At 61.6% G+C, this 25,074-nt stretch carries 21 protein-coding genes; 11 read left to right on the top strand and 10 right to left on the bottom strand.

Annotated features, from left to right (window positions below):
• Positions 1 to 24 precede the first annotated feature (24 nt).
• The 7 genes from Tam10B_RS03985 to Tam10B_RS03945 form a co-directional block, all read right to left on the bottom strand.
• Positions 25 to 303, bottom strand: coding sequence for a hypothetical protein (locus tag Tam10B_RS03985; protein WP_143248532.1), 279 nt, complete (start codon positions 301 to 303; stop codon positions 25 to 27).
• 507 nt (positions 304 to 810) lie between these two features.
• Positions 811 to 2,004 carry a LacI family DNA-binding transcriptional regulator gene (locus tag Tam10B_RS03980; RefSeq protein WP_093960141.1) on the bottom strand — a complete coding sequence of 398 codons (1,194 nt, stop codon included), beginning with the start codon at positions 2,002 to 2,004 and terminating at the stop codon, positions 811 to 813.
• A 641-nt stretch (positions 2,005 to 2,645) separates the two neighbouring features.
• Entirely contained in the window at positions 2,646 to 3,806 is a 1,161-nt protein-coding gene (locus Tam10B_RS03970; RefSeq protein ID WP_093959971.1) for a LacI family DNA-binding transcriptional regulator, read from the bottom strand.
• A 327-nt stretch (positions 3,807 to 4,133) separates the two neighbouring features.
• The gene (locus Tam10B_RS03965) at positions 4,134 to 4,949 is read right to left on the bottom strand and encodes an alpha/beta fold hydrolase (RefSeq protein ID WP_093959970.1); all 816 of its coding nucleotides are present in this window, start codon (positions 4,947 to 4,949) and stop codon (positions 4,134 to 4,136) included.
• 7 nt (positions 4,950 to 4,956) lie between these two features.
• Positions 4,957 to 5,853 (bottom strand): carbohydrate ABC transporter permease, encoded by an 897-nt coding sequence (locus Tam10B_RS03960; RefSeq protein WP_093960140.1) that lies wholly within the window; start codon positions 5,851 to 5,853, stop codon positions 4,957 to 4,959.
• A 5-nt stretch (positions 5,854 to 5,858) separates the two neighbouring features.
• A complete protein-coding gene (locus Tam10B_RS03955) occupies positions 5,859 to 6,836 on the bottom strand; it encodes a carbohydrate ABC transporter permease (protein WP_093959969.1) in 978 nt (325 codons plus the stop codon).
• Positions 6,837 to 7,320: 484 nt separating this feature from the next.
• Positions 7,321 to 8,643, bottom strand: coding sequence for an ABC transporter substrate-binding protein (locus tag Tam10B_RS03945; RefSeq protein WP_093959967.1), 1,323 nt, complete (start codon positions 8,641 to 8,643; stop codon positions 7,321 to 7,323).
• 640 nt (positions 8,644 to 9,283) lie between these two features.
• Between Tam10B_RS03945 and Tam10B_RS03940 the strand changes: the two genes are divergently transcribed.
• The 3 genes from Tam10B_RS03940 (at position 9,284) to Tam10B_RS13720 (ending at position 16,170) form a co-directional block, all read left to right on the top strand.
• Positions 9,284 to 12,466: an InlB B-repeat-containing protein gene (locus Tam10B_RS03940; protein ID WP_158214125.1), complete on the top strand. Its 3,183-nt coding sequence runs from the start codon at positions 9,284 to 9,286 to the stop codon at positions 12,464 to 12,466.
• Positions 12,467 to 13,619: 1,153 nt separating this feature from the next.
• Positions 13,620 to 14,972 (top strand): MFS transporter, encoded by a 1,353-nt coding sequence (locus tag Tam10B_RS03930; protein ID WP_093959964.1) that lies wholly within the window; start codon positions 13,620 to 13,622, stop codon positions 14,970 to 14,972.
• A gap of 1,066 nt (positions 14,973 to 16,038) precedes the next feature.
• Positions 16,039 to 16,170 carry a hypothetical protein gene (locus tag Tam10B_RS13720; RefSeq protein WP_269843571.1) on the top strand — a complete coding sequence of 44 codons (132 nt, stop codon included), beginning with the start codon at positions 16,039 to 16,041 and terminating at the stop codon, positions 16,168 to 16,170.
• Between the two features lie 558 nt (positions 16,171 to 16,728).
• On the opposite strand, the gene Tam10B_RS13215 is transcribed toward Tam10B_RS13720, so the two are convergent.
• A complete protein-coding gene (locus Tam10B_RS13215; protein WP_158214124.1) occupies positions 16,729 to 16,893 on the bottom strand; it encodes a hypothetical protein in 165 nt (54 codons plus the stop codon).
• A 273-nt stretch (positions 16,894 to 17,166) separates the two neighbouring features.
• On the opposite strand from Tam10B_RS13215, the gene Tam10B_RS13715 reads away from it, so the two are divergent.
• The 5 genes from Tam10B_RS13715 to Tam10B_RS03925 all read left to right on the top strand — a co-directional run bounded on the left by Tam10B_RS13715 (position 17,167) and on the right by Tam10B_RS03925 (position 19,324).
• Positions 17,167 to 17,289 (top strand): hypothetical protein, encoded by a 123-nt coding sequence (locus Tam10B_RS13715; RefSeq protein ID WP_269843570.1) that lies wholly within the window; start codon positions 17,167 to 17,169, stop codon positions 17,287 to 17,289.
• A gap of 122 nt (positions 17,290 to 17,411) precedes the next feature.
• Entirely contained in the window at positions 17,412 to 17,537 is a 126-nt protein-coding gene (locus tag Tam10B_RS13710) for a hypothetical protein (RefSeq protein ID WP_269843569.1), read from the top strand.
• Between the two features lie 51 nt (positions 17,538 to 17,588).
• Complete coding sequence (locus Tam10B_RS13705; protein WP_269843568.1) at positions 17,589 to 17,714, top strand: hypothetical protein; 126 nt, start codon at positions 17,589 to 17,591, stop codon at positions 17,712 to 17,714.
• 90 nt (positions 17,715 to 17,804) lie between these two features.
• Complete coding sequence (locus tag Tam10B_RS13700) at positions 17,805 to 17,927, top strand: hypothetical protein (RefSeq protein ID WP_269843567.1); 123 nt, start codon at positions 17,805 to 17,807, stop codon at positions 17,925 to 17,927.
• Between the two features lie 323 nt (positions 17,928 to 18,250).
• Positions 18,251 to 19,324: a hypothetical protein gene (locus tag Tam10B_RS03925; protein WP_093959963.1), complete on the top strand. Its 1,074-nt coding sequence runs from the start codon at positions 18,251 to 18,253 to the stop codon at positions 19,322 to 19,324.
• 262 nt (positions 19,325 to 19,586) lie between these two features.
• On the opposite strand, the gene Tam10B_RS03920 is transcribed toward Tam10B_RS03925, so the two are convergent.
• Positions 19,587 to 20,507 carry a deoxyribonuclease IV gene (locus Tam10B_RS03920; RefSeq protein WP_093959962.1) on the bottom strand — a complete coding sequence of 307 codons (921 nt, stop codon included), beginning with the start codon at positions 20,505 to 20,507 and terminating at the stop codon, positions 19,587 to 19,589.
• A gap of 514 nt (positions 20,508 to 21,021) precedes the next feature.
• Here Tam10B_RS03920 and Tam10B_RS13695 point away from each other — a divergent pair.
• Positions 21,022 to 21,147, top strand: coding sequence for a hypothetical protein (locus tag Tam10B_RS13695; protein ID WP_269843566.1), 126 nt, complete (start codon positions 21,022 to 21,024; stop codon positions 21,145 to 21,147).
• Between the two features lie 186 nt (positions 21,148 to 21,333).
• Positions 21,334 to 22,374, top strand: coding sequence for a LacI family DNA-binding transcriptional regulator (locus Tam10B_RS03915; RefSeq protein ID WP_158214123.1), 1,041 nt, complete (start codon positions 21,334 to 21,336; stop codon positions 22,372 to 22,374).
• Between the two features lie 319 nt (positions 22,375 to 22,693).
• On the opposite strand, the gene Tam10B_RS03910 is transcribed toward Tam10B_RS03915, so the two are convergent.
• Positions 22,694 to 23,956: an MFS transporter gene (locus Tam10B_RS03910; protein ID WP_093959960.1), complete on the bottom strand. Its 1,263-nt coding sequence runs from the start codon at positions 23,954 to 23,956 to the stop codon at positions 22,694 to 22,696.
• 659 nt (positions 23,957 to 24,615) lie between these two features.
• On the opposite strand from Tam10B_RS03910, the gene Tam10B_RS03905 reads away from it, so the two are divergent.
• Complete coding sequence (locus Tam10B_RS03905) at positions 24,616 to 24,939, top strand: hypothetical protein (protein WP_126030791.1); 324 nt, start codon at positions 24,616 to 24,618, stop codon at positions 24,937 to 24,939.
• Positions 24,940 to 25,074: the final 135 nt, after the last annotated feature.

Raw genomic sequence — 25,074 nt, 5'->3', positions numbered from 1 at the left:
GAGCGTGTTGGCGGCGTTCTTCTTCTACAGGTTCAGGGTGACGGATTTGGCGTCGGCCTTGATACCGGAGATGTCGAGACGCATGTACGAGTCGATATCGTTCTTGACGATGAGGGCGCCGTCGGCGTGGGCGTTGCCGGCGTCGGATCCCCAGACCCATGCGTTGTCTTTGATGACGTTGTCCACCGTGTCGGCGTATGCCGTGGTGGACGTGGCCGCGGCGGCCGTGAGTCCCACAGCGAGCATCATGGCTCCCGCGACCATCACGCCGCCCATTCGTTTGACTGCAGATAAGATCGTCATGCGAACGATCTCCCTTCCTTGCGACGGCGACATCACCGTCACACATATGGCGCTTTTCGCGCATCCGACTTTGGATTGCACCTGCCGTTCCGCGGCCACGAAAAAGCCAACCAATGTAACCGGTTTCACAAACAAGCGACTTCCAATATACCCCAGTCCGACCATCCCCGGCAACCCATCAGGGAACCACCAGCCCCATCAGGCACGCACCCACACCCCGCCACAGACGATTCGCAGCACCAAACACCCATATCCGGCAATTCACAGCGTCAAACACCCGCGGAAGTGTGGTTTCAGGCTCCGATTGACGCTGTGAATCGCAGATATTCTCGCATACTGACCGCCAGCATCCGCAATGCGAGAAAATCTGTGATTTGGGACGTCAACATCCCGTTTTCGACCCGATTTTCGGGAAATTGACGCCCCAAAGAGCGGGAAACGGGTATTTCGCGCCCCAAATTCCAACCGCCCGAAAGCAGCGCAACGCCCCAGACCCGGTCCGCGCCCCTACCTCCGAGGCAGGGAGTCGCGCAGGATCACGTCGGGACGCCCTTGCAGGAAGATCAGGCGCCGGCCCGGATCGTCCGCCACGTATCCGTCGTCGTCGGACAGCACGTTCTCCACGGCGGCGCGCCCCATGTCGGTCAGCGGCAGATGCACGGTGGTCAGCGCCGGATACACGTCCACGGCGTACGGGATGTCACCGAATCCGGTTACGCCGATGTCGCGCCCCGGCACGATTCCGGCATTGCGCAGCGCGGTCATGGCGCCGATTGCCATCACGTCGTTCAGCGCGACGATCGAATCCGCGCCCGCTCCCCCATATACAGCCCCCTCGCCGGGCGTGAGCATGCCCGCACCGGCCATCTGCATGATGGCGGAGAAGCCCTTCGTCCGGTTGAACTGACCGTTGACCACGGCACGCGGGTCCACCATGATCCCCGCCTCGGCGAGCGCGCCGACCACGCCGCGATATCGCTGGGCGGACGACCGGTATCCGTCGTTGCCCTTGAGAATCACCGGCCTGCGATACCCGGATTCGACCAGCAGCCGCCCGATGGCACGTCCGCCGGCCTCGTTCGCCACGTCCACGGCGGGGAACGGCAGACCACGGTCGAGGATGAACACCACGCGCCCGCCGGACGAACGGTACCGTTCCAGCTCCTCCTGCAGCTCCTGGCGCGACGAGTCGTTGACGTTCTCACTTTCGGAGATGATGATGCCGCGAGGCCGGGTCGCCACCATCCCGCGCACACGGTCGAGCTCGTCCTCGCCGTTCGACGCCACGGCGATGCTCACCGTCACCCCACGCTGCGACGCGGCCTTGACCACGCCCTGCGAGACGCCGGCGAAGTACGGGTCGGAGATGTCGGAGACGAGCAGTGCGATGTTCGATGACCCACCCTTGGCCACGGCCTGCGCGTAGGCGTTCGCATGATAGTTGAGTCGTTCGGCGGCCTGCATGACCCTGCCGCGCAGATCGTCGCGCACCTTGCGGGTGCCGCCGTTGAGCACGCGCGACGCGGTGGCGATGGATACGCCCGCCTCGCGCGCCACGTCCGACAGCGTGGCCGGCGCACCGTTCCCACGACCGGCGGCGCGTCCGTCCGATCTGTCGGCAGCGTCTCCCCCGCGGCCGCTGCCCCGATCGTTGTCGCGGCCGTTCCCGCCGGCATCGGGATCGATCGCACGTGTGGTCATCCATTCAGTCACCATCCGCCCCTTCCGATCGTCGTCGAATCATCATGAAGTCTACTACGGCAATCATTTGGCAAACGTTTTCCAATACTTCCATGACACCGCTCTCGCCACGTTTTTCCATATAACGCATGGTTGCAAATAGGTAAAAGTATTGCCTATCTCACAGAATCGTTGTCTACAACGTTGCTATTATGGAAAGCGCTTACCGAGATTGCGCAGATCATCAACCACAGCGAACGTGCAGGGACACGAACGCATGACACCGCGGTCGCGCAGCAACGCCGGCACGCGAACACACAAACGCATGAATCCGCGGCGCCGGACCACGCCGACCGCACGACGACACAGGAAAGGGGACGCACAGATATGACACAGGCAGCACGGACCATACCCGCCATCACCGGCAACCACGACATCCGTAATCACGAGCGCTACACCCACAACCGTCACGACCACAACGACGTCACGGCAACACCAACCGTCACGACCACCCCAACCGTCACGACAACGCCAACCGTCACGACCACGACAACCGTCACAACTACGCCGCGACGACAGCATCCGCCCGTCCCGCCGATCACGTCACGGCCCGGTCCGCCCGCACGAAGCGAACCGCCCTTCTTTTCCCCTGAAAAAACGTCTCACCGCACCGGGGCGACCGATCCGCGCACCACCAGCTGCGTGGGCATGGTCACATCACGGCCGAAGTCGTCCAGACCGATCTTGACGGCCATATGGCCCATGTTGCCGAAGGGGGCGTGCACGGTGGTGAGCGGCACCACCAGATCCTCCGCATACGGCATATCGTCGAATCCACCGACCGACACGTCGCCGGGCACGGACTTGCCGAGCTTGCGCAGCGCGGCGATCACATACAGCGCCATCTCATCGGTCACGGCCACCACGGCAGTGCAACCATGCACGGCAGGGAACATGGCCATGGTGTTGGCGATGGTGGCGGCGCGGTCACCGTCGAGCGGGATGGTGCAGCGCAAGTCGAATTCGATGCCGGCCTCGCGCAATGCGCGCAGGAAACCGTGGTATCGGGCCATGAACACGCTGGAGTTGCGGCGCAGTCCGGCGAACATGAACCGGCGGTGGCCGAGCGAGATCATGTATTTCGTCAGTTCGTACATGCCGGATTCGTTGGCGTAGTCCACCACGGCGATCTCGGACGACAGCCGCATGCGCGGACGGGCGAGCACAACCAGACTGGTGCCGACGGATTTGAATTTGTCCACATAGTCGTTGAGCACATCGTCGATCGGATCGTCGATCACATCACTGGCGGTGAGCACGGCCAGGCGTGGACGCTGCGAGAGCAGATCGTCGAGTATCGGCTTGGGTTCGTCCCATTTGCCGCCGGTGGATGCGATGCGGAACATCATCTTGCGGTCGGACGTCTCGCGTTCCACGCCGGCGGTCATTTCGCTGTACGTACCGCCAGAGATGTGGTCGACCACCAGGGTGACGGAGTTGGGGGGCGTGGTGAGGGCGAGCGCATGGGCGTTGGGCACGTAGCCGAGTCGTTCGATGGCCTCCTGCACCTTTTCTCGCGTGGCGTCGGAGACCTTGGAGTTGCCGCGCATCACGCGCGATACGGTGGCGGTGGACACGCCTGCCGCGGCGGCGATGTCGCGGATGTTGACGCTGCTGGTGCGGGCCGGACCGGAGTGGCCGCGATGGCGGACGGCGTTGGAGGCGTTGGCGGAGTTGGAGGCGTTGGATGTGCCGGCGGATTTGCCGCCGGTCGTTCCGGACTGTGAGCCTGACGGTGCATCAAATGACTGCTGCTGATTCACGTTCGGCTCCTTACCGGATAAAAGTTGAATGACAATGGCGGATGCGGATTGCTATCGATGTGTGCGAAGCCCGTATCCTCGGACCATACCCACTGTCGTCTGATGTGCGGACAGGGGGTGTGGGAAGGCTGCTGAAATTTCTTCGGCTCCCCTCAGTCGTCTTACGACGACAGCTCCCCTCGGAGAGGGGAACCAAGCGACATGTCCACAGCTTCCGGCTCCCCTCCCTGAAGGGAGCCTCAACGATACACCCTTCCGGCTCCCCTCCCTGAGGGGAGCTGTCAGCGTAGCTGACTGAGGGGAGCCACTGCCTGAAAGGTTCAGAACCTAGGCGTGTGCCGCTGCAGGTTCGACCGGGGTGGCGAGCAGGTCACCGGCGTCGGCGAGTCCGTGCTGCACGGCCCATTCCACAACCTCGCGGGAGAAGCGTTCCGGGTCCTCCATGTGCATGAAGTGACGGTGGCCGGCCTCCTTCCACAGGGAGATGCTCACGTCGAGTCCTTCCGGATTGCACTCGCGTTCGGCATTGCCACGGGCGTCGGTCATGTAGAAGCCGAGCACCGGACGGGTGCGCTTCTTCGCCACGCTCGGGGTGTCGCACCTCAGGCCGAAGGCGCCGGGATCGAGGTATTCGGAGGCGAAGTAGTCGATCAGCGCCTGGCCGTTGGTGCGCTCGATGTCGTCGAGGATCACGCGGCGGGCGTCGTTGTTGAGGTACGGTCCGAACGCGCCCTTGACGAACTCGCGCATCATGGCGTGCGGGTCGCGATGCAGCTCGGCGAGGTTCCGATGGGTCTCGGCCAGTTCCGCGGGCGAGTCGCCGCCGTTGTATGCGGGGTCGATCACCACTTCGCCGGACACGAGTTCGGGGTGTTCGGCGTTGAGCAGCATGGACAGCTGCCCGCCCATCGAGTGGGCGATGATGATCGGCTTCACGCCAGCCGGCACGACCGACCGCACGTAGTCGGCCAGGTCCTCGGCGGTTTCGCGGATGGTCCACGGGCCTTCCTGGGCGCGGTCGCCGTGGCCGGGAAGCGTGTAGGCGAACGTGGTCCATGTGTCCGGGAAGCGGACCGTATCCCAGGCCTTCGGGGAGCCGCCCCATCCGTGGACGAGGACGGCGTATGTGGTGGAGAAGGACATCGGATAATCACCCCTTGACGGAGCCGAGCGCCACGCCGGACTTCCAGTAGCGCTGCATGGCGATCATCACCACAGCCAGCGGCACGATGGAGAGCACGGCGCCGGCGAGCGCGATGGTGGTCGGGTCGAACAGGGCGTTCTGCTTGGTCTGCATGAAGCTGTAGAGGCCCAGGGACAGGGTCCACTTGTCGGAGCCGCGCAGCATCACGATCGGCAGGTAGAAGTTGTTCCAGTTGAGCACGAAGGTGAGGATGAAGATGGTGGCGGCCGGGGTGGAGAGCAGCGGCAGCACGATCTTGCTGAAGATGTAGAACTCGCCGGCACCGTCGACTCGGGCGGCCTCGAGCAGTTCGTCGGGCACGGATCCGTCGATGTACACCTTGGCAAGGTACACGTCGAACGCGTTGATGAAGAACGGCACGAGCACGGCCCAGATGGTGTCGGTCATGTGCACGGCGGAGAACATGAGGTACATCGGCATGGTGAGCAGTGCGGCGGGGATCAGGAAGGAGCACATGACCAGACCCATGCCGAGGCTGCGGCCGGGATACTTGTACTTGCTCAGCGAGTAGCCGGCGGCCAGGGAGATGACCATGCAGACCAGGGAGCCGAGGCCCGCGTACAGGATGGAGTTCCACATCCACTTGAAGAACAGGCCGTTCTCGTACTGGAACAGCTGCTGGAAGTTCTGGATCAGGTTGTTGCTGTGTCCGAACCACAGGCCGTTGGTGTTGTAGAGGTCCACGCGGGTCTTGGTGACGGAGACCACGAGCCACCAGAGCGGGGCGCATGCGTAGAACGCCATGAGGACGAGGACCACGAGCACGCTGGTGCGGGTGCGCTTGTTGCTCAGTCCCTTGATGCCCTTGTTGGCACCGTGTCGAGATGCTGTTGCGGAGGTCATGATGATCACTTCTTCCTGTTCGAGAAGCCGTAGATGAGTGCGGAAAGGATGCCGATGACGATGGCGAGGACCACGGAGAGCGCGGCCGCGTAGTTGTAGTCGCCGCCGGCGGTGAACGTGTAGTTGTAGATGGTCATGATCGGCGTGAAGTTGGCGGTCACGGTCTGCGGCGATGCGGACCGGAAGAGCAGCGGCTGGTCGAACAGCTGGAGCATGCCGATGAAGGAGAGCAGGCCGGTCAGCAGCATGGAGCCCCTGATCTGCGGGATCTTGATGGACCATGCGATGCGAAGCTCGCTGGCGCCGTCCACGCGGGCGGCCTCGAGCAGGGCCGGGTCGAGCGCGGTGAGGGAGCCGTAGAGGATCAGCATGTTGAAGCCGACCTGGGTCCACAGCAGCAGGTTGGCCATGGAGACCCACAGCATGCCGGCGCTGAAGAAGTTGACGTCGAGTCCGAAGAGCAGGAAGAACTTACGCAGCGGGCCGATGTCGGGAGAGTAGAGGTACACCCACATCAGCGTGGAAACGATGGTCGGGACCATGTACGGGATGAGCAGGATGAAGCGGAAGGACTTCTTGGCGCGGGCCTTGGCGCTGTCGATGAGCAGTGCCTCGGCGAGCGCGAAGCCCATGATGATCGGCACCACGACGACCGAGTAGATGGCCACGCGACCCATGCCCACCCAGAAGTCGTGATCCTGCATCACTCGCGCGTACTGGGCGAGGCCGGAGAAGTGCAGCGTCGGCTCGCCGATGCCCAGACCGCTGGACTGGCGCTTGAAGAGGCTTTCGTAGATGGCGTAGAACAGCGGGATGATGAAGACGAAGAGGAAGCCCACGAAGAACGGGACTCCGAACAGGGCGCCCTTGTAACCGAGGCGCTTCTGCCACGACGGGGTCTTGTTCTCACGAGCCACGGCCGGAGTCTTCGCTACAGGCTTCGCCGTTGAAGACGCTGGCACCGATGTGCTGACGGCACTCATGATCGAACTCCTAACGATCGGGAATGGGAAACAATATGTGGGATTGAAAATCTTGAATGTGGGACTTGTGCGGGATCGGAATGCACCGCGGCCCGTAGCGCCCGTTCTTTTCGGGCAAAGCAAAGCCGTCGAGCCGGAAGGAAGAAGAGAAAAGCCCGACGGCGTTGCATTGGGGAAGAGGAAATACAAGGAAGAAGAGAAGTATATGCAATACGAGATTGCGTGCTGTGAGTGATATTGCTGTGTGGAGGTTGCGCGCTGGTGTTGGGCTGCGCTCCTTTCGTTTGGCGGATGGCGGTTGAGGAATTGGCGGGTGCGGGGTTGGATCCCTCCCTCTGTCGTGACTTCGTCACGACATCTCCCTCCAAGGGAGGGAGAACACAGGGTTCCGAGCTCGTGCTCCCTCCTTGGGAGGGAGCTGGCGGGCGTCAGCCCGTCTGAGGGAGGGATCCGGTTATCGGCGATTGCGCTGCGATCAGCGCGATCAGTTCGCGGACTCGACGCTGACGCCCTTGTCCTTGAGGTCCTTGACGGTCCAGGCCTGGACGTTGTCAAGCATCTGGTCGGCGGTGATCTTGTGCTCGGTGAACTGGGCCCACTGGTCCTGCAGCTGCTTGAACATGGAGCTCCAGTTCACGCCGGTGGTGTACGGGGCGAGGGTCTGGTCGGCTTCCTCGACCACCTTGGCGGCGTCGTCCTTGTTGTCGAGCAGCTTGTCGGGCAGGGAGTCGGCAACATACTTGGAGGCGTCGGCGACTGCCGGGAAGGCGCCGGAACCGGTCTCGGCGTTGGCGGCGATCTTGATGGCCTCGTCGTTGGTGGCGAGCCAGGTGGCGAACTCGACGGCGGCCTGCGGGTTCTTGGCGCCCTTCGGCACGCCGTTGCCCTGGGCGTTCAGCGGGGTGACGACCTTGGAGTCAGCGGACTCCTTGGGCCATGCCACCGCGTGCCAGTCGCCGAGGGACTGCGAGAAGTTGGACTGGTAGGCGGACAGCTGCCAGGTGGAGGTGCCGACCGTGGCGAGGTTGCCGGACTGGAAGAACTGCATCAGGGCGTCCCACTCAACGTAGGTCTTCTGGGAGTACATGTCGTTGTCGACGATCTGCTGCAGGTATTCGGCGGCCTTCTTGGTCTCCGGACCGTTGATGTCGATGATCCACTTGTCGCCCTTGGTGGAGTACCACTTGGCGCCGAACTGCTGGGCCATGAGCACCAGCTGCGACGGATCCTCACCGGGCAGGTTGATCAGCTTGATGTCGGGGTTCTTGGCCTTGAGGTCCTTGCCGGCCTGGATCATCTCGTCCCAGGTGGTGGGCACCTGCACGCCGTTGTCGTTGAAGGTCTTCTGGTTGACGATCATGAACTGCGGGCTGACCTTGTAGGGGATCACGGCGAGGTTGTTGCCCACGGTGAAGGATTCGATGGCCTGCTTGGAGATCTTGGAGGTGTCGGGCTTGTACTGGTTGAGATCCTGCAGCGTGCCGTCGGCGAGCAGCGAGATCGTGGAGTCCATGTTGACCTGGGTCAGATCCGGAGCGTTGCCGGCCTTGACGGCGTTGACGAGGGCCTGCTCGGCCTTCTCCTGCGAGGCCTGCTGCTTGTAGACGACCTTGATCTTGTTCTGCGACTTGTTGAACGCTTCGGCCTGGGCCTTCTGACCCTGATCCCAGCCCCACCATTCGATCGTGGTGGTGCCGTTGCTGGAGCTGGAGCTACCGCTCGAGGAGCCGCCGCAGGCGGCCAGCGGGGCGAGCATGCCCACGGCCGCGACCGCGCTGATCGCGATCTTCATCCAACGCTTGTTCATCCGAACCCTCCTTGGTTTGGCTGTTGCCCGATCGTCGCCGACCGGGTTGGTCTAGATATATCGGCATGCCGATCGCGAACCGCTGGGCTCGTTCAATCGATCATGTCGATGCTGAGTTTTGTGTTGCTGTAGTTTGTGTAACTAGTTTCAACTGCGAAACAACTACAGAATAGAGCAAACCGTGGCAAACTGTCAATTTCGTTGAAATTTCCGGCGTTTCGTTACATTGACAATTTCAAGAAGCGCCTTGTATAGTGCAGATCAAGCCTGTAACCGCTTACACATCATGCTGTATTTGTGAGGTTTTCCAGTATGAGATCGACTCCCGTTCAACGTACGGAACGGGGGTCGGCAGGCGGCTTACGGACCGGGCAATCCAGCCCGCCAACGTCAACCCATATCCGGCCGTGCGGCATCCGCCAATCAATGCCGCACGGCCGGGCAAATCATCAACAGTCACACCAATACAACGCAGTATCATTCGCCGCCCGCAACGGCGAACCGATCATCGGACGAGCAATCGCCACGGCGAGCGCCCGCACGCATTCCGCGCTTCATCGATATCCGCAGTGCGATGGAACGCGTGCGCGTCCCATTGCACGATCATCGTCCGAAACCCCCCGAGGAAGGGACCATAGGAATGACATTGTCGACATCGTCGTCAACCACGCGGCCGTCATGGCTGCGCCGACTGGGAAGAACGGGACTGGCCGCCGCCATCGCCGGTGCCATGACGTTCTCCATGCTCGGCGTGGGCGCCAGCGCGGCCAACGCCGAAGAGGCCATCGAACCGCTCGCCGCACCCGTAAGCACCGTCACGCCCGACCCGGACGGCGTGGTCTGGCAGACCGCCAGAATCAAGGGCAGCGACGGCAAATATCTGGCCGTGCGCACCAACGACGGCGCGGTCTACCCCACCGACAACGCGGACGAGGCGTCCGTGTTCAACGTGATCAAATACGAATACAAGTATCAGGACTACGTCAAGGGCACCGACACGATCCCCGCCGAAACGTTCGGCTCCATGGTCACCACATACGCCATCCAGGACACTCGCTCCGGCAAGTACCTGACCATCCAGAACTACACGCAGAAGAACACGGTGGCCGAGAAGTACTACAACGACGTGCCCACCTGGGGCTCCACCGTGTACAGCATCGACGCCACCGCCGACTACGTGAGCTACAACGAACGCTTCTACCTCGACCAGAACGAGATCGACGGCAGCTACGCGGTGAGCACCCACATGAACTCCGAGCGCGACATCAAGCCCGGCGACGAAAGTGACGGCAAGTCGTTCGCCAAGTACCAGACCAAGATCGCCGGAAACCGCTTCGTCACGTTCAACACCGAGGTCTCCACCCCCGACAAGGCCCCCTACCGCGTGAGCTTCGAGAAGGCCGACCCGCAGTCGACGATCGTCAAGGACAGCGAGACGCGCGACTTCACCCACCCCGGCATCGCGCTGGCCGCCGCCGACCTCGACACCATGAAGGAGCACGTGGCCAAGGGCGAGCAGCCGTGGAAGGCCGACTTCGACAAGCTCGTCTCCGACCCGCTGACCACCAGCGGACCACTCGGCCAGAACTACACCGAAATCGGCCGCGGCTCCTACACCAGCTGGGACGCGCCGCGACGCGACCAGTTCGACAAGGACGCGCAGACCGCCTACAACAACGCGCTCGCCTGGGCCGTGACCGGCGACGCCAAGTACGGCGACAAGGCCGCCGAAACCATCACCAACTGGACGCATCTCAAGGCGTTCAACGGCCGCGACCGCATCCTCGGCGCCAGCATCGGCACCTACCGACTGCTCGCCGCCGCCGAGATCGTGACCTACTACAACGGCGGATACGCCGGCTTCGCCAAAGACGCGCAGACCGCGCTCAAGAACGAGATGCTCGACGTGTTCTACCCCGTCATCCGCGACGGCAGCGCCCCCATGATCGCCAACGGCAGCTGGGACGACAGCTCGATCATGACGATGATGGCCATCGGCATCTACACCGAGAACGCGCACATCTACAACCGCGCCCTCACCATGTACCAGGACATCCACGTCAACGGATCCATCGCCGCATACATCAACGACGACGGCGTGACGCAGGAGGCCGGCCGCGACATGGACCACGCGCAGCTGCCCATCGCATGGATGGCGCAGATCTGCCTGACCGCCGAGAAACAGGGCGACACCGACCTGTGGGGCCTGTACGACAACCGTCTCGCCAAGGCCATGAACTGGTACGCCAAGTACAACCTCGGCCACGACGACGTGCCCTACGAGATCGTCGACAACATCTACCACGCCCGCGGGCCGTTCGCCTACTGGGACAAGATCAACACGTGGATCAACGTGAGCTACCGCGGATTCCTCGCCCCCACGTTCGAAACCGCGCTCGCCCACTACAGCACCGTGGACGGCGTGGACACCACATGGATGGAGAAGGCCGCGCGCGCCATGCGCCCCGAAGGCTACAACACGCTCGACTTCCTCAACTACTCCACGCTCACCAACTACAACGGCAAGGCCGGCGAGCAGCGCACGTTCATCCAGCTGCGCACCTCCGAGAAGCCCTGGTATCAGAACACATGGGATGAGGTGAACAAGTACCGTCCCGACACCAACGAGCTGCCTAGCGGCGTGGACCAGACGCTCAACTCGTTCTTCTCCGTGGCCGACGACGGCACCGTGTCCATCACCTCCCGCTGGGAGGGCGCCCCGGTGTTCGAGGTCGTGAACAACGCCGACGGCACCGTCTCGCTGCTCGCCACGCAGAACGGCAAGTACTTGTCCGTGACCGACGAGAAGGCCGACGACGCCGGCACGCTGGTCGTAAAGGCGAGCGCCTCCAAGATCGGCGACAACGAGAAGTTCAAGGTCTCCGCGATCGGCGCCCCGGGCGCCACGATCACCTCGCCCTCGCACGGCAGCCGTCAGCTGACCATCGATCCGAAGACCAGCGGCGGCCCGGCCAACACCTCCCCCAGGCTCGTGCTCGGCGCGGACGGCGTGAAGGGTTCGTTCGGTCTGATGCGTCAGGTGGGCGACATGACCGTGACGTTCAACGCCAACGGCGGCTCCGACGTGGCCGCGCAGACCGTGGAGTGGAACGATAAGGCCGCGAAGCCTGCCGATCCGACCCGTGACGGCTACACGTTCACCGGCTGGTACTCCGACGAGGCGCTGACCCACGCGTGGGACTTCGACGCCGATGCCGTGACCGGCAACGTGACGCTGTACGCCGGATGGACCAAGCAGGTCGCCGGCGTGGACAAGGCCGGTCTGATCGCCGCGATCACCGACGCAGAGGGTGTTGACGGCAACGGTCAGGGCGATTACACCGATGCCAGCTGGAAGGCGTTCCAGACCGCGCTCGGCGGCGCTCGTCAGGTGCGTGACGACGAGAACGCCACGCAGGAGCAGGTGGATGCCGCAACCGCCGCGCTGAAGACCGCCAAGGACGGGCTGAAGCACAAGGACAACGGCGGCAACGGCAACGGCAGCAACGGCTCGGAGAACGGCGGTTCCGACGGGAACGGTTCCGGCAATGACGGCAACGGCAACAATGACGGCAACGCGGGCAACGCCGGAGCCAACGGTAGCAACGGTTCCAATGGCGCCAACGGTAGCGGTTCCACGAACGGCGGCAGCAACGCCAATGGCACCGTCAACGGCAGCAACGCGAACCGGAACGTCTCCGGCGCAAAGGCAAGCGTCTCCAGGCTGAGCCGCACCGGTAGCGCCGTGGCTGGCATCGCCATCGCGGCGATCGCACTGGTCGGCGCGGGAGCCGCCCTGGTCCTGCGCAAGCGCCGCGCCTAAGCCCCGTCTCCTCCAGACTCCCCTCTGACGGGGGAAGGCGCCATGTCCGGCGTGGCAAAGGAAGAGACCAGTGTAGGCCCTTCATTTCTTAGTGCGATCACACTAAGAAATGAGGGGGTGGGGCGAGAACGGCGCGATCCCTGCAACCGCCCCACCTCTCAAGTCGTGCCATGGCAGTGACGGGAAAAGGCCTCTTCACCTCGCTGATTGCTGGTTTTCGTTATGCCAAGGCGTGACGAACGAGACCCCAGCACGGCAGAGCAAGGCCCGTGCATCAGCAGGACCAGCCCAGTCGGATCGCGGGCATGGCGGACAGGATACCCGCAAGACCCGTGCATCAGCAGGACCAGCCGGTGCCGGAGCCCGATAGATAAACGCAAGAGCCCCGGCACCGAACAATAGTCCGGTTGGGAGATACAACGCCAGACGCGGCATCTCCCAACCGGACTATTTCCGTATACCCCACTTCATAACTCACTTCCGCCATAGACGAATCACCACCCGAAGGCGAGCCTCGACAAAGCCACCCCCGTCAAGACGGTATCTTCCTCCGCCGAGGGCAGTCTTCCCACGCGTGCCGTCCTTCCCCAGCCAGACCTCGCCCCTCTCCGCCAAAGGCGGGCTTCCCGCGCGTGCCATTCTTCCCCAGACAGACCTCGTCCCTTCTCCGCCAAAGGCGGGCTTCCCCTCGAGGGGAAGCTGTCGGCGCAGCCGACTGATGAGGTGACACCACCCCAAACACCCACCACGCCCCGTTGCGCCTACTCGCAGCACTCCGCACGCCTCCACCCGCACGCCCCCTCCACCGACGAGGGCTTCAAATGCCCCGTGCCTCATAGCCACGCCCATACGTCGCCTTCAAAGAGCCGCCGTCCTCCCCACCATTCCGTGCCACATAACCAACCGCCACACAGCACTCCCCTCTCTCGCGCCATTCTCAATCCTCAAACCGAACTCCCGAAATGTCACGATCGCCGGAATGTGACTAGTCATACATCTTTCATAACGACAGGTGGACACCACTCGCAACCCTTGGTTTTCCGGCGAAATTCACCCGTCATACTGTGTTTCACGGCAATTATTAACCACTTGAATTCATTAATGTAACTAATTACATTGAGTGCGGAAGAACATTTCATCAGAGAGGATCATCATGTTCATCCGCGCAATCGAAGCCGTGGAACGGTTCGGCATTCCACGCAAACTCATCGTCGGGTTCCTCACCATCGCCATCTTCATGACGGACGACGGCTTCGAACTCACCTTCCTCACCAAATACATGGTGGATCAGGGATTCTCGGCCTCGCAGGGCTCACTGCTCATCACCGTCTACGGACTGTTCGCCGCGCTCGCCGGCTGGACCGCGGGCATGCTCGCCGAGATGTTCGGCGCACGCCGCATCATGCTCGTCGGCGCCGGCTGGTGGATCGGCATCCATCTGATCTTCCTTGGTGTGGCGTTGCCCAGCGGCATCTATCCGCTCATTCTGGCGGTCTACGCCCTGAGGGGATTCGGGTACCCGCTGTTCATCTACTCGTTCGTCGTGCTGCTGTCGCAGACCGTGCGGCCCGACCGACTCTCCAGCGCCATGGGCCTGTTCTGGACCTGCTTCTCCATGGGTCTTGGCGTGTTCGGCGCCTATATCCCCAGCTTCCTCATCCCGATCGTGGGTGAATACCGTACGTTCTGGTTCGCCATCCCGTTCTCCGTGGCCGGGCTGATCATGTGCTTCGCGCTTGTGCCCAGGACCCGCAGCGCGCAGTCCGCGAACCTGACGCATATGCAGCGGCTGGAACGGGTGGCGTCGGGGGCCACGATCATCTTCCGCAACCGCGACATCGCCGTCTGCTCCGCGATCCGCATCATCAACAGTCTGCTGCTGTACGGATTCCCCGTGATCATGCCGCTATACCTGTGCGGCAGGCAGTATGGCGGCGAGAACTGGTTCCGCATCGAGGACTGGATGCGCATCTGGGGATGCGTGTTCATCGTGATGCTCGGCTTCAACGTGTTCTGGGGATGGTTCCTCGATCATTTCGGCTGGGTATGGCCCATGCGGTGGTTCGGCTGCGCGCTGCTTGGCATGTGCTCGCTGTCGTTCTACTACATTCCGCGCTGGTTCGGCGCGAATGCGGCGCTCATGGTGGTCGCGGCCATTCTAATCGGCGTGGGCACGAGCGCGTTCGCCTCCATCCCCTCGATCATGAATGCGCTGGCGCCGAACGAGCGCGGCGCGGCGCTGTCCGTCTATAACCTGTCGGCAGGTCTGGCCACGTTCGTGGGCCCCGGCATCGCTACGATCCTGCTTACCATGCTTGGCATCGACGGCATCTGCTGGGCGTACGCGATCCTGTATGCGACGGGAATCCTGCTGACCTACACGCTGCACCCGAAGCAGCCGGGCATTGTGGAGAGGCGGAGGAAGACGGTAGTCGGCGCAGAGGCGGCCGCGGCCTCGGCGACGGAAACGGTCGAGGCGGTTCGCGCCAGCTCCGATCTCGAGTGACCTCTGAAAGCGATCCCGTCACGAGGTGATTGGCACTTGGTTCGTGGCCATCACCTCCAAACTAGGCAACAATCACCCCATCCTCTGCGCCCCACACCGCACCGCCTTTGTTTCTTTAGTGTGATCACACTAAAGAAACGGGCCCCTCTAGGATGCTTCATATCGGCCTCATGCTTCATATCGACCTCGGAACCCGGAGTTCTGGCGCCACGCGGAATCCGACGTCGGAATTCCGCGCGGATATATGCTCCAACGGAGGCTATCTTCGAGTTCTGCGCGGATTTCGAAGCCTTGCGAATATCAATCTTCGAGTTCTGAGCGCCCCGAAGCCCATTCCCAAAGTAGAAGCCTTGGAATTTCAACCGCGCTACTCCGGATACGGGGAATATTCCGCTCAGAACTCGGAGATAGGTGTCTGCGACCCATGGAAATCCACTCAGAACTCGGAGATTGCCTGCCGGCAAGGCATTGACACCCCAAATTCCGCTTGACTCGCCTTCATCGGGGAGCATTCTCCAAGTTCTGAAGTGATTTCGGGGTCTTGCAGACACCAATCTCTAAGTTCTGAAGTGAAAATTCCCCATACCCGGAGTAGGACGACTGCAATTCCAAGGCTCCTACTTCGCATATGAGCTTTTGAAACGTCAGAACTTGGAGATTGATGTCTGCAGATCGCAAAATCCATTCAGAACTTGGAGATTGCCTCCCACCTTGTACGACCCGGCATCGCTGTTAGCTCCGTAGCCCGCCGATAACCAAGCCTCCGCACTCGATCGAAGAAGCACTCCAGCCGCAAGGCCCATCTGCTCCATGACGTCACTTTTGCGCACCCGCAAGGGAAGCCGCATATGGCCAAGGCATATCAGCTCCGACCGGACAGACACGACGAGACCGCCAGCGCCGAAAGCATCCGGCCGCCAAAGGCCCCAGTACCGGATACCCGATTTCGCCCTGAACGTCGTGCTGTTGTCATATAATTGTGAGCGCTAACAAAGTTGGGATGATTCCACAGCCAGACAACACGCCGGCAGCCCCAACAGCACCGATCAGAATCAGGGAGAACATCATGAACATCACCAAGAGCATGCTGCACGGACTCGCCATGTACGGATCCTCCATCGCCACCGCACACGCGGGTATGGCCAACCGCCACCTCATGGACACCGTCATCGATCTGGCTCACGAAGACCAGCGCTGAGTCGGGATCGGCTTCAGTCCACAGCAGCCACGAATCGCGGCTAGCATCGATCGATCCGACCGATCAGGCCAATCGACCGACACTCTTCCGACGCCACATGACCCCTTCGACCGTTTGATGTTTTTCGCTCCTTGTCATCCGGCACGGTCATAGGACTCGGAATCGAGCAAACCCCGGGAATATCTCGAATCAGGAAACGGACAACGGCGTCCGCCTTTCCACATCCCATATTCACCCGTCTTTCATTCGCATACATCGCAACGGCCGGCGAGACCGACAGCCCACCCACCTCCACACACATCACAGGTAGATCTCACAAAGCAATCGAACATTCCAAGACCGCGTCACCTCACACCGCATGCCAACGGCAGCAAGTCAACAGCCCCCATACGGCACTCCACCAAGACGAACCATGGAAAACCAAGGCACGGCTACATCCGGCAGCAGGAGCAACCACCGGCAGTCACCCATATCACCCACCCGCAAGCCCCAGCCCGGCAACAACACCACGCCCTTTACAACCTAAAATCCCCCGACCACCCCATTCCCTTGCGCACTTCAGATCAGCGTCCATACGAACGCGACCCACACGCCCGCCACCTCATCCCCACACATACTCCGGGCCATCGCAGTAGAAGCAGCCACCGGCAGCACCACCGGCTTATTCCACGCGCATTCCGGATCATTCAAGCGCAGCAAAAGCGGCAACGCTGTCTCAAGCATCACCCTCGATCGCACCAAGAAAATCGAACACCATGCATGTTTGATCCCATGTGAGCCTTCACATCCCGTCCACAACCATCTTCACAATCCGCTCAAATCCCTTGAAACACAAAGGAAACATCATCGCCAATCCGCGACACGCCGACAAAACGGCGGAATACCAACCACTTGGTAAGTTCCGTTGCGCCAGCGCTTGCGCAAATTGCGCAGGTGGTCTATGGTTAATCATGTCAGCCAAGCAAGGCGGACAACAAAAGCAAAAAGGAGACAGCAATGAACATGAAGAACAGCATGATGCGTGGCCTGGCTCTCTACGGCGCTTCCGTGATGGCCGGTTCCTACAGCAAGGCCAACCAGACGGTCATCGATCTGGCTCGCGCGGCCGAGACCCGCTGAGCACCCTCGCTCCTGCAGAGTCACGGATAGGAACGAACGAAAGCACACCGCAGACCGCAGGACATCAAAGACTTACAACCGAATAACAGAACACATCGAATACTTCCAACAAGGAGAACATCATGAACATCAAGAAGAGCATTCTGCGCGGCATGGCCCTCTACGGCGCCTCCACTCTGGCCTCCAACCCGGTTGCCGGCAAGGCCATCGCCGACACCCTGGTCGACCTGCAGAACGACGCCCGCTGAACCATCAACAGCACCAATAACACATCAAACTTCACAAGGTAAGGAACAACAATGAGCTTCAAGAACAGCATGATCCGCGGCCTCGCCCTGTACGGCGCCTCCACCATGACCGCCACCCCGTCCGCCAGCAAGGAAATCTTCGCCACCCTGCGCAGCCTCGAGAACGACGCCCGCTGAATCCAGCGGTAACGCCTCTCCCCCGCGCAAACGCGAACAACGCATAACAAAACACAACCAAACGTCAATCAAATCAATCAAGGAGTAACAATGAGCTTCAAGGACAGCATGAAGAAGACCATGGCCCTCATGGGCGCCGCCTCGCTGACCGCCTACAACGGTCGCACCTACCAGCAGATCGCCGAATCTGCCATGAGCAACGACGAGCGCTGATCCGGGCTAGATGAGGAACTTCGGAACCTTACAAAAAAATCCGAAAACAGAGAAGAAGAACAGAGACAGTATGCGGCCAACGGCGTCCGCGTACGACTCTCATTTATTACCAAGCAGGCGACCGATGAGGTCGCTTTTTTGTTATGTTCGGCAACTGATACGGGGTTCCGGAGAATGAAATCCGGACAGGTTTTCTACCCTGTATTGATTATTTTGTATTGATTATTTTGCAACGGCCGCCCGGAGCACAATTCCCTTCTTCCACCGCATTACAATCGGCATCACATCGATATGACGGAAGCAATGTTGCGGGGCGGGACAGCATGGCAGCGAATTTCACGAATACGGTGCGGCAAACACGCACCCGGCACAGCAAACATCTCACAGGCGGCGGCATGGCGGTCCTGGGCGCGTTCGCGGCGCTGGTTCTGGGCCTGATCGCTTATGCTGCGACGATGCTGAGCGCGGTGAACGTCTCCAATCTCGAGGCGTGCGGGGAGTCGAGCTTCACGACCGCTACTCAGGGAGGCTCCGGCGCACTGACGGTGACGCGGTGGGGCGAGGCCCGGGTGCGCGTGACGAGGATCGGCGACATGATCGGCGGCGGGAAATTGTTCTCATTGCCATCGCCGCGAATTGATGTAGATTGTGCAGTTCATTCCGGCGACGGGTCCGTCGTGACGTTCGCGTCGAATGCGGGATGGTGGATACCGGCGGCGTCCATGGTTGCGTCCGGCGTGGTAGTTATTGCTGCGGTCGTGCTGTTCGTGACGTTGTGTCGGATGACGTGGGTTCGTCGATCGACGGTTCGGGATGTTCATGGCTCGGGCCCACAGGGCACTCAGATTTCTTCCGGCTCGGCTGCACATGCACTGCGTGAAACAATGACGTTCATCGGGCGCATGTGCCATTGTCTGTTCTTCGCTGCTGTGACGCTGATCATGCTGATGGGCGTGAACGCCTACGCAATGCTGCCCTCACAGACCGGTGACATGTGCTTGACCGCATGGCGGGGTGAGACCGTTCTCGACAAGGATTCGTCACCCGTTGTTTCACACACGGCGGAGAAGGCTGCGGTGCTGGAGGCGTTGGGAAATGCCGTGACGGGTGACGGGAATGACGCTTCGATGTCCGGCGATACGACATCGGATCAGGTACAGGCGTTTGGAGCACGGTACATTCATCCGAGGGTCAATGCCGTGGGCGAGGTGCAATGCGAATATGGACCGGGACCTGGCGCGAGCACTGCCGCCGTCACGTGGCCGATGTACGACCAGAGCGGGCTGCAGGAGTCGGGCAGCGGACGCATTCTCGCTCTCATCGGAGCTGGAATGATGCTGGCGATCATGGCCGCCGACCTGACGATCACGGCGGTAATGGCAAGATCTCGGGTCTAATCTTCGGCTCCCCTCAGTCAGACGTTCGTCTGACAGCTCCCCTCGGAGAGAGGAGCCACGCGATGCACGTCACACCGACCGAGGGAGCGTCACGATACTGACCGGCACATGCTCCCCTCAGTCAGACGTTCGTTTGACAGCTCCCCTCAGGGAGGGGAGCCAAGCGGTACAGGCGATCAGGAACAGCACCTTCGGCCCCCTCGCTGAGGAGAGCTGTCTGCGTAGCGGACTGAGGAGAGCGGACTGAGGGGAGCAGACATCGCTAGTGCCGCAAGCTGCGGATGAGGGCGATCTCGTCGCGGTGAGTCTGCGGGGTGAGCTCCTTGGTTTCGAGGATCATCGGGAGCGTTGAAAGCCTCAGGTCGTTGACCATGCGCTCGAAGAACGGCAGGCCGAGCGCGCCGTCGCCGATGTTCGCGTGGCGGTCCTTGTGCGAACCAAGTCCGTTAATTGAGTCGTTCGCATGGATGGCCTTGAGCCGGTCGAGCCCGATGACGCGATCGAAGTCGGCGAGCACACCGTCGAAATCGTTCACCAGATCGTAGCCGGCGTCGAGCACGTGGCAAGTGTCGAGCGTGACGCCGACGAGCGGCTCGCCAAACTCCCGCGACACGGCGGAAACACCCGCTTCGGCAAGACGCCCCTCAATACCGGCGATGATGGTGGCGATCTCCTCGAAGGTGCGGCCGCATTCGGTGCCCTTGCCGGCCATGGTCTCCAGCAGGATCGGCACCACGGCATCATCCTCGCCGAGCTCGATCAGCACACGGCTCAGGCTCTCGGCGATCAGCCGACAGCCGGTCTCGCTCCCCTGCCCCACGTGCGCACCGGGATGCACGTTGAGATAGATCGGCTGGCCGGCCTTGCGAATCGCCGACAGCAGCCGCAGATCCTCGATCATCGCGTTGACCGCGAACTCGCGTTTGGCCTCGTCCTTGGCGGCGAAGTTGTACACGTATGGCGCGTGAGCCACCAACGGACCGTACTGTTCGGCCACGAGACTTCCGGCAAGGCCGGCCGCACCTTCCGGCGTCAGCGACTTCGACCTTTTGCCGTACGGCGAGCGCGGAAAGAACGCGAACGCGGTGCCGTCCTCCTTGTGCGAACGGTCGAGCAGCTTGCCCCAGCCGCCGGCCGTGGACAGATGCGATCCGATGTACAGCGTGCGTTCCGTTTCCGACATGACATTCCCCTTTCGCGCATCAGGACTGTCGTCAGTATGACCGGAAGCGTGGTCATCCCAGGTCGCGGGTATCCCGGCGCAGTCGTGCCAGCTCGGTCATTCCAGTGCAGTCACGCCAGCGCTGTCATCCCTCATCCCATAGACCGGTCAGCTTGGCAGGCCTGCCTGCTCAGGCCAGCCTGGGCAGTTCAGCTCGGGCAGGCCAGCCTGGGCAGTTCAGCTCGGGCAGGCCAGCCTGGGCAGTTCATACAGCCCAATGTTCTGCCCGAAGACACCACCCCGGCAGCCTCCGGTGCGACACCCGAACTCGATAGTGCGGCATGAGAGGGCAGGCAAACTCCAACACACCACTTGCTGAAATCGGTTTCATGCGTTATGGTGAAGGTGCTGTGATGAACACAACAGGGATTCAAAAGGCTGAAAGTCCACCAAAACCACGGCACTCGAAACCCAACGTTCTCCCCCGGTTCACACCAGCACGAAAAAGATTTCACACTCCAAGAAAGGAATGATCATGATCAAGATGAACTCCATGATGCGCGGAATGGCTCTTTACGGCGCAGCCAAGATGGCCAGCACGATGGGTGCCGGCAGCAAGGAAATGAACGACACCATCATCGATATCGCCAAGAGCCGCTGAGAACCGTTCTCCAGCAGCAGGCACATATCCGATCGGATTCCCGATCCGTTCGAGCACATTTTTGAGGAATATTCGGACAGCGTGGTTCGAATGTTCTTTTTTATATCGTTCGAAACCGATTCCAACGAGATACAATCAGCAGATATGACAAGACGGCACAGTCCAGGCCCCCGATGCACGGATGGCGTGACGCTGCGGGATGTGGCGCGGGAGGCCGGGGTGTCGGCCGCCACGGCGTCGCGGGTGTTCAACGGCAAGGGGTCCGTCAGCGAGCGAACCCGGGAGCGTGTGCTGCAGGCGGCCGAGGACCTGCACTACACCGTCAACACGCTGGCGAAGTCGATGATGGGCATCGGACCGCGGCTGTTGGTCTACATCACGTTCGCAAGGTCCGGCACGCAAAGCGACGTGATCGACGGCATGGAGCAGACGGCCGCCAGACACGGGGCGATGTTCACGGCCAACACCGCGGGGCCGGATATTCGCCAGGAACGCGCGCTCATCCGCATGTACATGCAGCAGCGCGCCACGGGCATGATCTTCGGCAAATCAGGGGACGGCTCCCCCGAATACGTCGAGCGGATCCGCCGGTATGATGAGGCGCTGCGGTCGATCGGCTCGTATCTGGTGCTATGCAGGCCGGAGATTCCGCAACTGCCGCAGGTCGCCACGGTCTCGTACGAGCAGACCATGGCGGTGAGCCGCGCCGTGCATAATCTGGCGATGCTTGGCCACCGCCGGATCGCCTTCATCGGCGACTGGGACCAGGATTCGGCACGCCGGCGCGTGGATGGATATCGGCGGGGTCTTGAGAGCGAGGGGATTCCCGTGGACCCCTCGCTGATCGCCCGGTGTCCAAGCATCACCGCGGACGGGAGCCGAGCCGCGGAACAGCTGCTGGGACGGTTCATCGAGCGGCCGAATGAACGGCCGACCGCCGTGATGACGTTCTCCGATGACATCGCGATCGGCGTGTATCGGGCTGCGAAGCGGCTCGGCCTGCGCATTCCGGACGATCTGTCCGTCGTGGGATTCGACGACATCCCGTTCGCCGCCGATGTCACGCCATCGCTGACGACGATCCGACCATCGTTCCGGGCCGTGGGGCAATGCGCCGCCGAACTGGTCTTCGAAAAACCCGGCCCCGGCAGTCCCAATCTGCATACGACGTTCGAGTCGCGGTTCATCCTCCGCGACTCCATCGCCCCGCCGGCGGAGAAGCGGTAGGAAAAAGCTAGGTTCGAAGCGAGGCTGCTTGCTCCGCGAGAAATCGGTAAGAGGTGTTGGGCCCCTCCCTCAGTCAGACTTCGTCTGACAGCTCCCTCCCCAGGAGGGAGCACGTCTAACTCCGGGGTTCTCCCTCCATGGGAGGGAGATGTCATGACGCACGTCATGACAGAGGGAGGGATCCCATCCCACAACAGACCGTCCTTCACCCGCCCCCCCCCAAAAAAAACGACGATGGCCATGGGGACGCCTGTCTCCAGGCGACCCCACGGCCATCAGTCACGGAATCAATCGCAAGCCATCGGCTCGATCAGCCGGATCAGTGCACCTTCTTGATGAAGAACACGCAGATGGCGGCGAGCGTCAGCACGATGAAGCCCATCGGGAACAGACCCGCGTAGCCGAAGGTGTGAATCACCCAGCCGGCGAGCAGCGGGGCGCACAGATTGCCGACCACACCGCAGGAGTTAAGGAACGCGAGGTCCTTGGCGGCGTTCTTCGGGTTGGGCAGCACGGTGGTCATGATCGCCTGGTCAAGGGAGCTGAACACGCCGGATCCCAGCGAGGAGACGGCCACGTAGATGGTGTACATCACCGGGGTCGGGATGAAGAACGGCAGCCAGCACGGCAGACCCACGGTGAGGATCGCCACACCCAGCGGAATCTTGATGCTGCGGAACTTATCGGCGATCGGGCCGGCGATAATGCCGCAGCTCACGGCGGCGATCACGGCCAGCAGGGCCATGAAGCTCATCCACTTGCCGGCGTCGGCCTCGGACTGGCCCATGTAGTCGGTCAGCGTGTACAGACGGTAGGTGCCGATACCGCCGGGGACCATCCACAGGAAGCGGGCGAGTGCGGCCAGCCAGTAGTCGCGGCCGCCATCCTTCGGAGGCAGGAAGTTGGTGAGCGCGGCACTGATCGTGAACTTTTCGCGGGGCACGTCCGTGTTGGAGGGTTCGCGGCACACGGCCACGGACAGCAGCGACAGCACGTCGCCGATGACCAGCGAGATGATCACGCCGGTGGGGATGTTGGTCACGAACAGGGCGGCCACCACCTGGGCGCCCTGCAGCGCGGCCTGATGCCCCACGCCATACAGCGACGACGCGGTGCCGCGCCAGCGGGGAGCCACCTGATCGGGCTGCCATGCACAGCCGGCCGCCAGCATGGCGTTGTACACGGCCGCGTACACCCACCACGACACCAGTACCACGGCCACATGGCTGGTGAACGCGAAGCACAGCAGTGCAACGGTGCCCACGATCACGCCGCCGACGATCCACGGGGTTCGGGAGCCGAAGCGGGTGCGAGTCATGTCGGAAAGCGCGCCGCCGATGATGCCGGCGAAGATGGAGATCACCATGGTCACCGTGGAGACAATGGCCACCATGGCCACCTTGCCCTGCGGGTCGATCTGCCCGATCTTGGCGGGCAGCAGCACGGCGTTGACGGCCTGGCCCGCCCAATACCATCCCGCTCCTCCGAAGAGCAGACCAAGTCCCGGCTTCCACGGGAACTTCGGCTGATCCTCATCCGCTATTCCGCGGTGCGGACCGTTGCTTACATATTGTGCGGCCATGACAACACTCCTTCATGCTCATTTCCCACCTGTCTTCCCCGACAGGCGTCCGACGACATCGTCGTTCGGTGACAATTCAGAACGATATCAGCAAGAAACCGATTTCAAAAAGTGGGTGAAATCTTCGTTAATCGTTGGAATCACAACGGAATATAGGTTTTGAAGCAAGCCGATGGCTCCTTGTTTTTCTGTAACAAGTTACATGGCGTGTGATCGCCGCATTCGGGCATCCGCCCATCGCGTTCGTCAAACCCGGGAAATCTCACTTGTCCCCGAAGCCGAATCGAGCGCAATCCCCGAGTTTTGTGCGGAATCCGCACCCCCGCCGACATCTATCCTCGAGTTCTGTGCGGCATATCACCACTATCGCAGGTATGCGCGTTGCAATCGCAACGACCATATCTGGCGACTCGCCGATTGGGCGCACAGAACTCGAGGATAGATGCCGGCAGCATCTTCAAATGTGCACAGAACTCGAGGATAGGCATTCGCCAATACGAATGCAGCCGGAAAAGAACGGAGAGACCGGAGAAAAAAGAAGTATACGCCCCATTTGGATTTTACCCCGGATCAATGGCGCGTGAACGGTGGTTTGCCATTGGTAAAACAGTGGCGATCCGCGCTTAACAGCCAGCGGGCACGCTCCTACCATGAGAGCCATGAGCATTCCAACAGAGTATCCAATGAAGCAGTATCTCGGCGGCATCGTGGAAGCACTGAAGGCCGCTCCCACCAATGGCGCCAATCCGAACGACGTGGAGACCATCCGGTTCTACGGTGAGCTGGGCAACGATGCGCCCGACTCTCAGCTGCCGAACGTGCTGGTCGCCATCGCCCGCGTGACCCGTTCCGTCTCCGAGGATGAGGCCGCCAAGACCGCGTTCTCCAAGGCCGGCGGCTTCGGCTACGTGAAGGACGCCCAGCACGCCATCATGGCCACGCTGGACAAGGATTCCGAGGATCTGGTCAAGAAGCGCGGCTGAGCGCCGAACGGAACCTCATCCATTCTCGTTTCCTACCGGAAAGGCCCCGGATCGCAATGTGCTATCCATTGCGGTCCGGGGCCTTTCTGTCGAGCGCGGCATCCAATGCGTTCCACTCCTCCGACCGATCTTACG

The organism is Bifidobacterium vansinderenii (assembly GCF_002234915.1).
Taxonomy (GTDB): domain Bacteria; phylum Actinomycetota; class Actinomycetes; order Actinomycetales; family Bifidobacteriaceae; genus Galliscardovia; species Galliscardovia vansinderenii.
Note: the sequence above shows the minus strand (reverse complement) of the source record. Positions and strands in the feature narration are given on the sequence as shown.

Coding starts and splice junctions, on each gene's coding strand:
- Tam10B_RS13215 (WP_158214124.1), bottom strand. CDS start 16,893: ATGCTTGAGACAGCGTTGCCGCTTTTGCTGCGCTTGAATGATCCGGAA.
- Tam10B_RS03965 (WP_093959970.1), bottom strand. CDS start 4,949: ATGTCCTTCTCCACCACATACGCCGTCCTCGTCCACGGATGGGGCGGC.
- Tam10B_RS03920 (WP_093959962.1), bottom strand. CDS start 20,507: ATGTCGGAAACGGAACGCACGCTGTACATCGGATCGCATCTGTCCACG.
- Tam10B_RS13710 (WP_269843569.1), top strand. CDS start 17,412: ATGAACATCAAGAAGAGCATTCTGCGCGGCATGGCCCTCTACGGCGCC.
- Tam10B_RS13715 (WP_269843570.1), top strand. CDS start 17,167: ATGAACATGAAGAACAGCATGATGCGTGGCCTGGCTCTCTACGGCGCT.
- Tam10B_RS03930 (WP_093959964.1), top strand. CDS start 13,620: ATGTTCATCCGCGCAATCGAAGCCGTGGAACGGTTCGGCATTCCACGC.
- Tam10B_RS03960 (WP_093960140.1), bottom strand. CDS start 5,853: ATGACCTCCGCAACAGCATCTCGACACGGTGCCAACAAGGGCATCAAG.
- Tam10B_RS03980 (WP_093960141.1), bottom strand. CDS start 2,004: ATGACCACACGTGCGATCGATCCCGATGCCGGCGGGAACGGCCGCGAC.
- Tam10B_RS03955 (WP_093959969.1), bottom strand. CDS start 6,836: ATGAGTGCCGTCAGCACATCGGTGCCAGCGTCTTCAACGGCGAAGCCT.
- Tam10B_RS13705 (WP_269843568.1), top strand. CDS start 17,589: ATGAGCTTCAAGAACAGCATGATCCGCGGCCTCGCCCTGTACGGCGCC.
- Tam10B_RS03925 (WP_093959963.1), top strand. CDS start 18,251: ATGGCAGCGAATTTCACGAATACGGTGCGGCAAACACGCACCCGGCAC.
- Tam10B_RS03945 (WP_093959967.1), bottom strand. CDS start 8,643: ATGAACAAGCGTTGGATGAAGATCGCGATCAGCGCGGTCGCGGCCGTG.
- Tam10B_RS13700 (WP_269843567.1), top strand. CDS start 17,805: ATGAGCTTCAAGGACAGCATGAAGAAGACCATGGCCCTCATGGGCGCC.
- Tam10B_RS13695 (WP_269843566.1), top strand. CDS start 21,022: ATGATCAAGATGAACTCCATGATGCGCGGAATGGCTCTTTACGGCGCA.
- Tam10B_RS03910 (WP_093959960.1), bottom strand. CDS start 23,956: ATGGCCGCACAATATGTAAGCAACGGTCCGCACCGCGGAATAGCGGAT.
- Tam10B_RS13720 (WP_269843571.1), top strand. CDS start 16,039: ATGAACATCACCAAGAGCATGCTGCACGGACTCGCCATGTACGGATCC.
- Tam10B_RS03905 (WP_126030791.1), top strand. CDS start 24,616: ATGAGCATTCCAACAGAGTATCCAATGAAGCAGTATCTCGGCGGCATC.
- Tam10B_RS03940 (WP_158214125.1), top strand. CDS start 9,284: ATGACATTGTCGACATCGTCGTCAACCACGCGGCCGTCATGGCTGCGC.
- Tam10B_RS03985 (WP_143248532.1), bottom strand. CDS start 303: ATGACGATCTTATCTGCAGTCAAACGAATGGGCGGCGTGATGGTCGCG.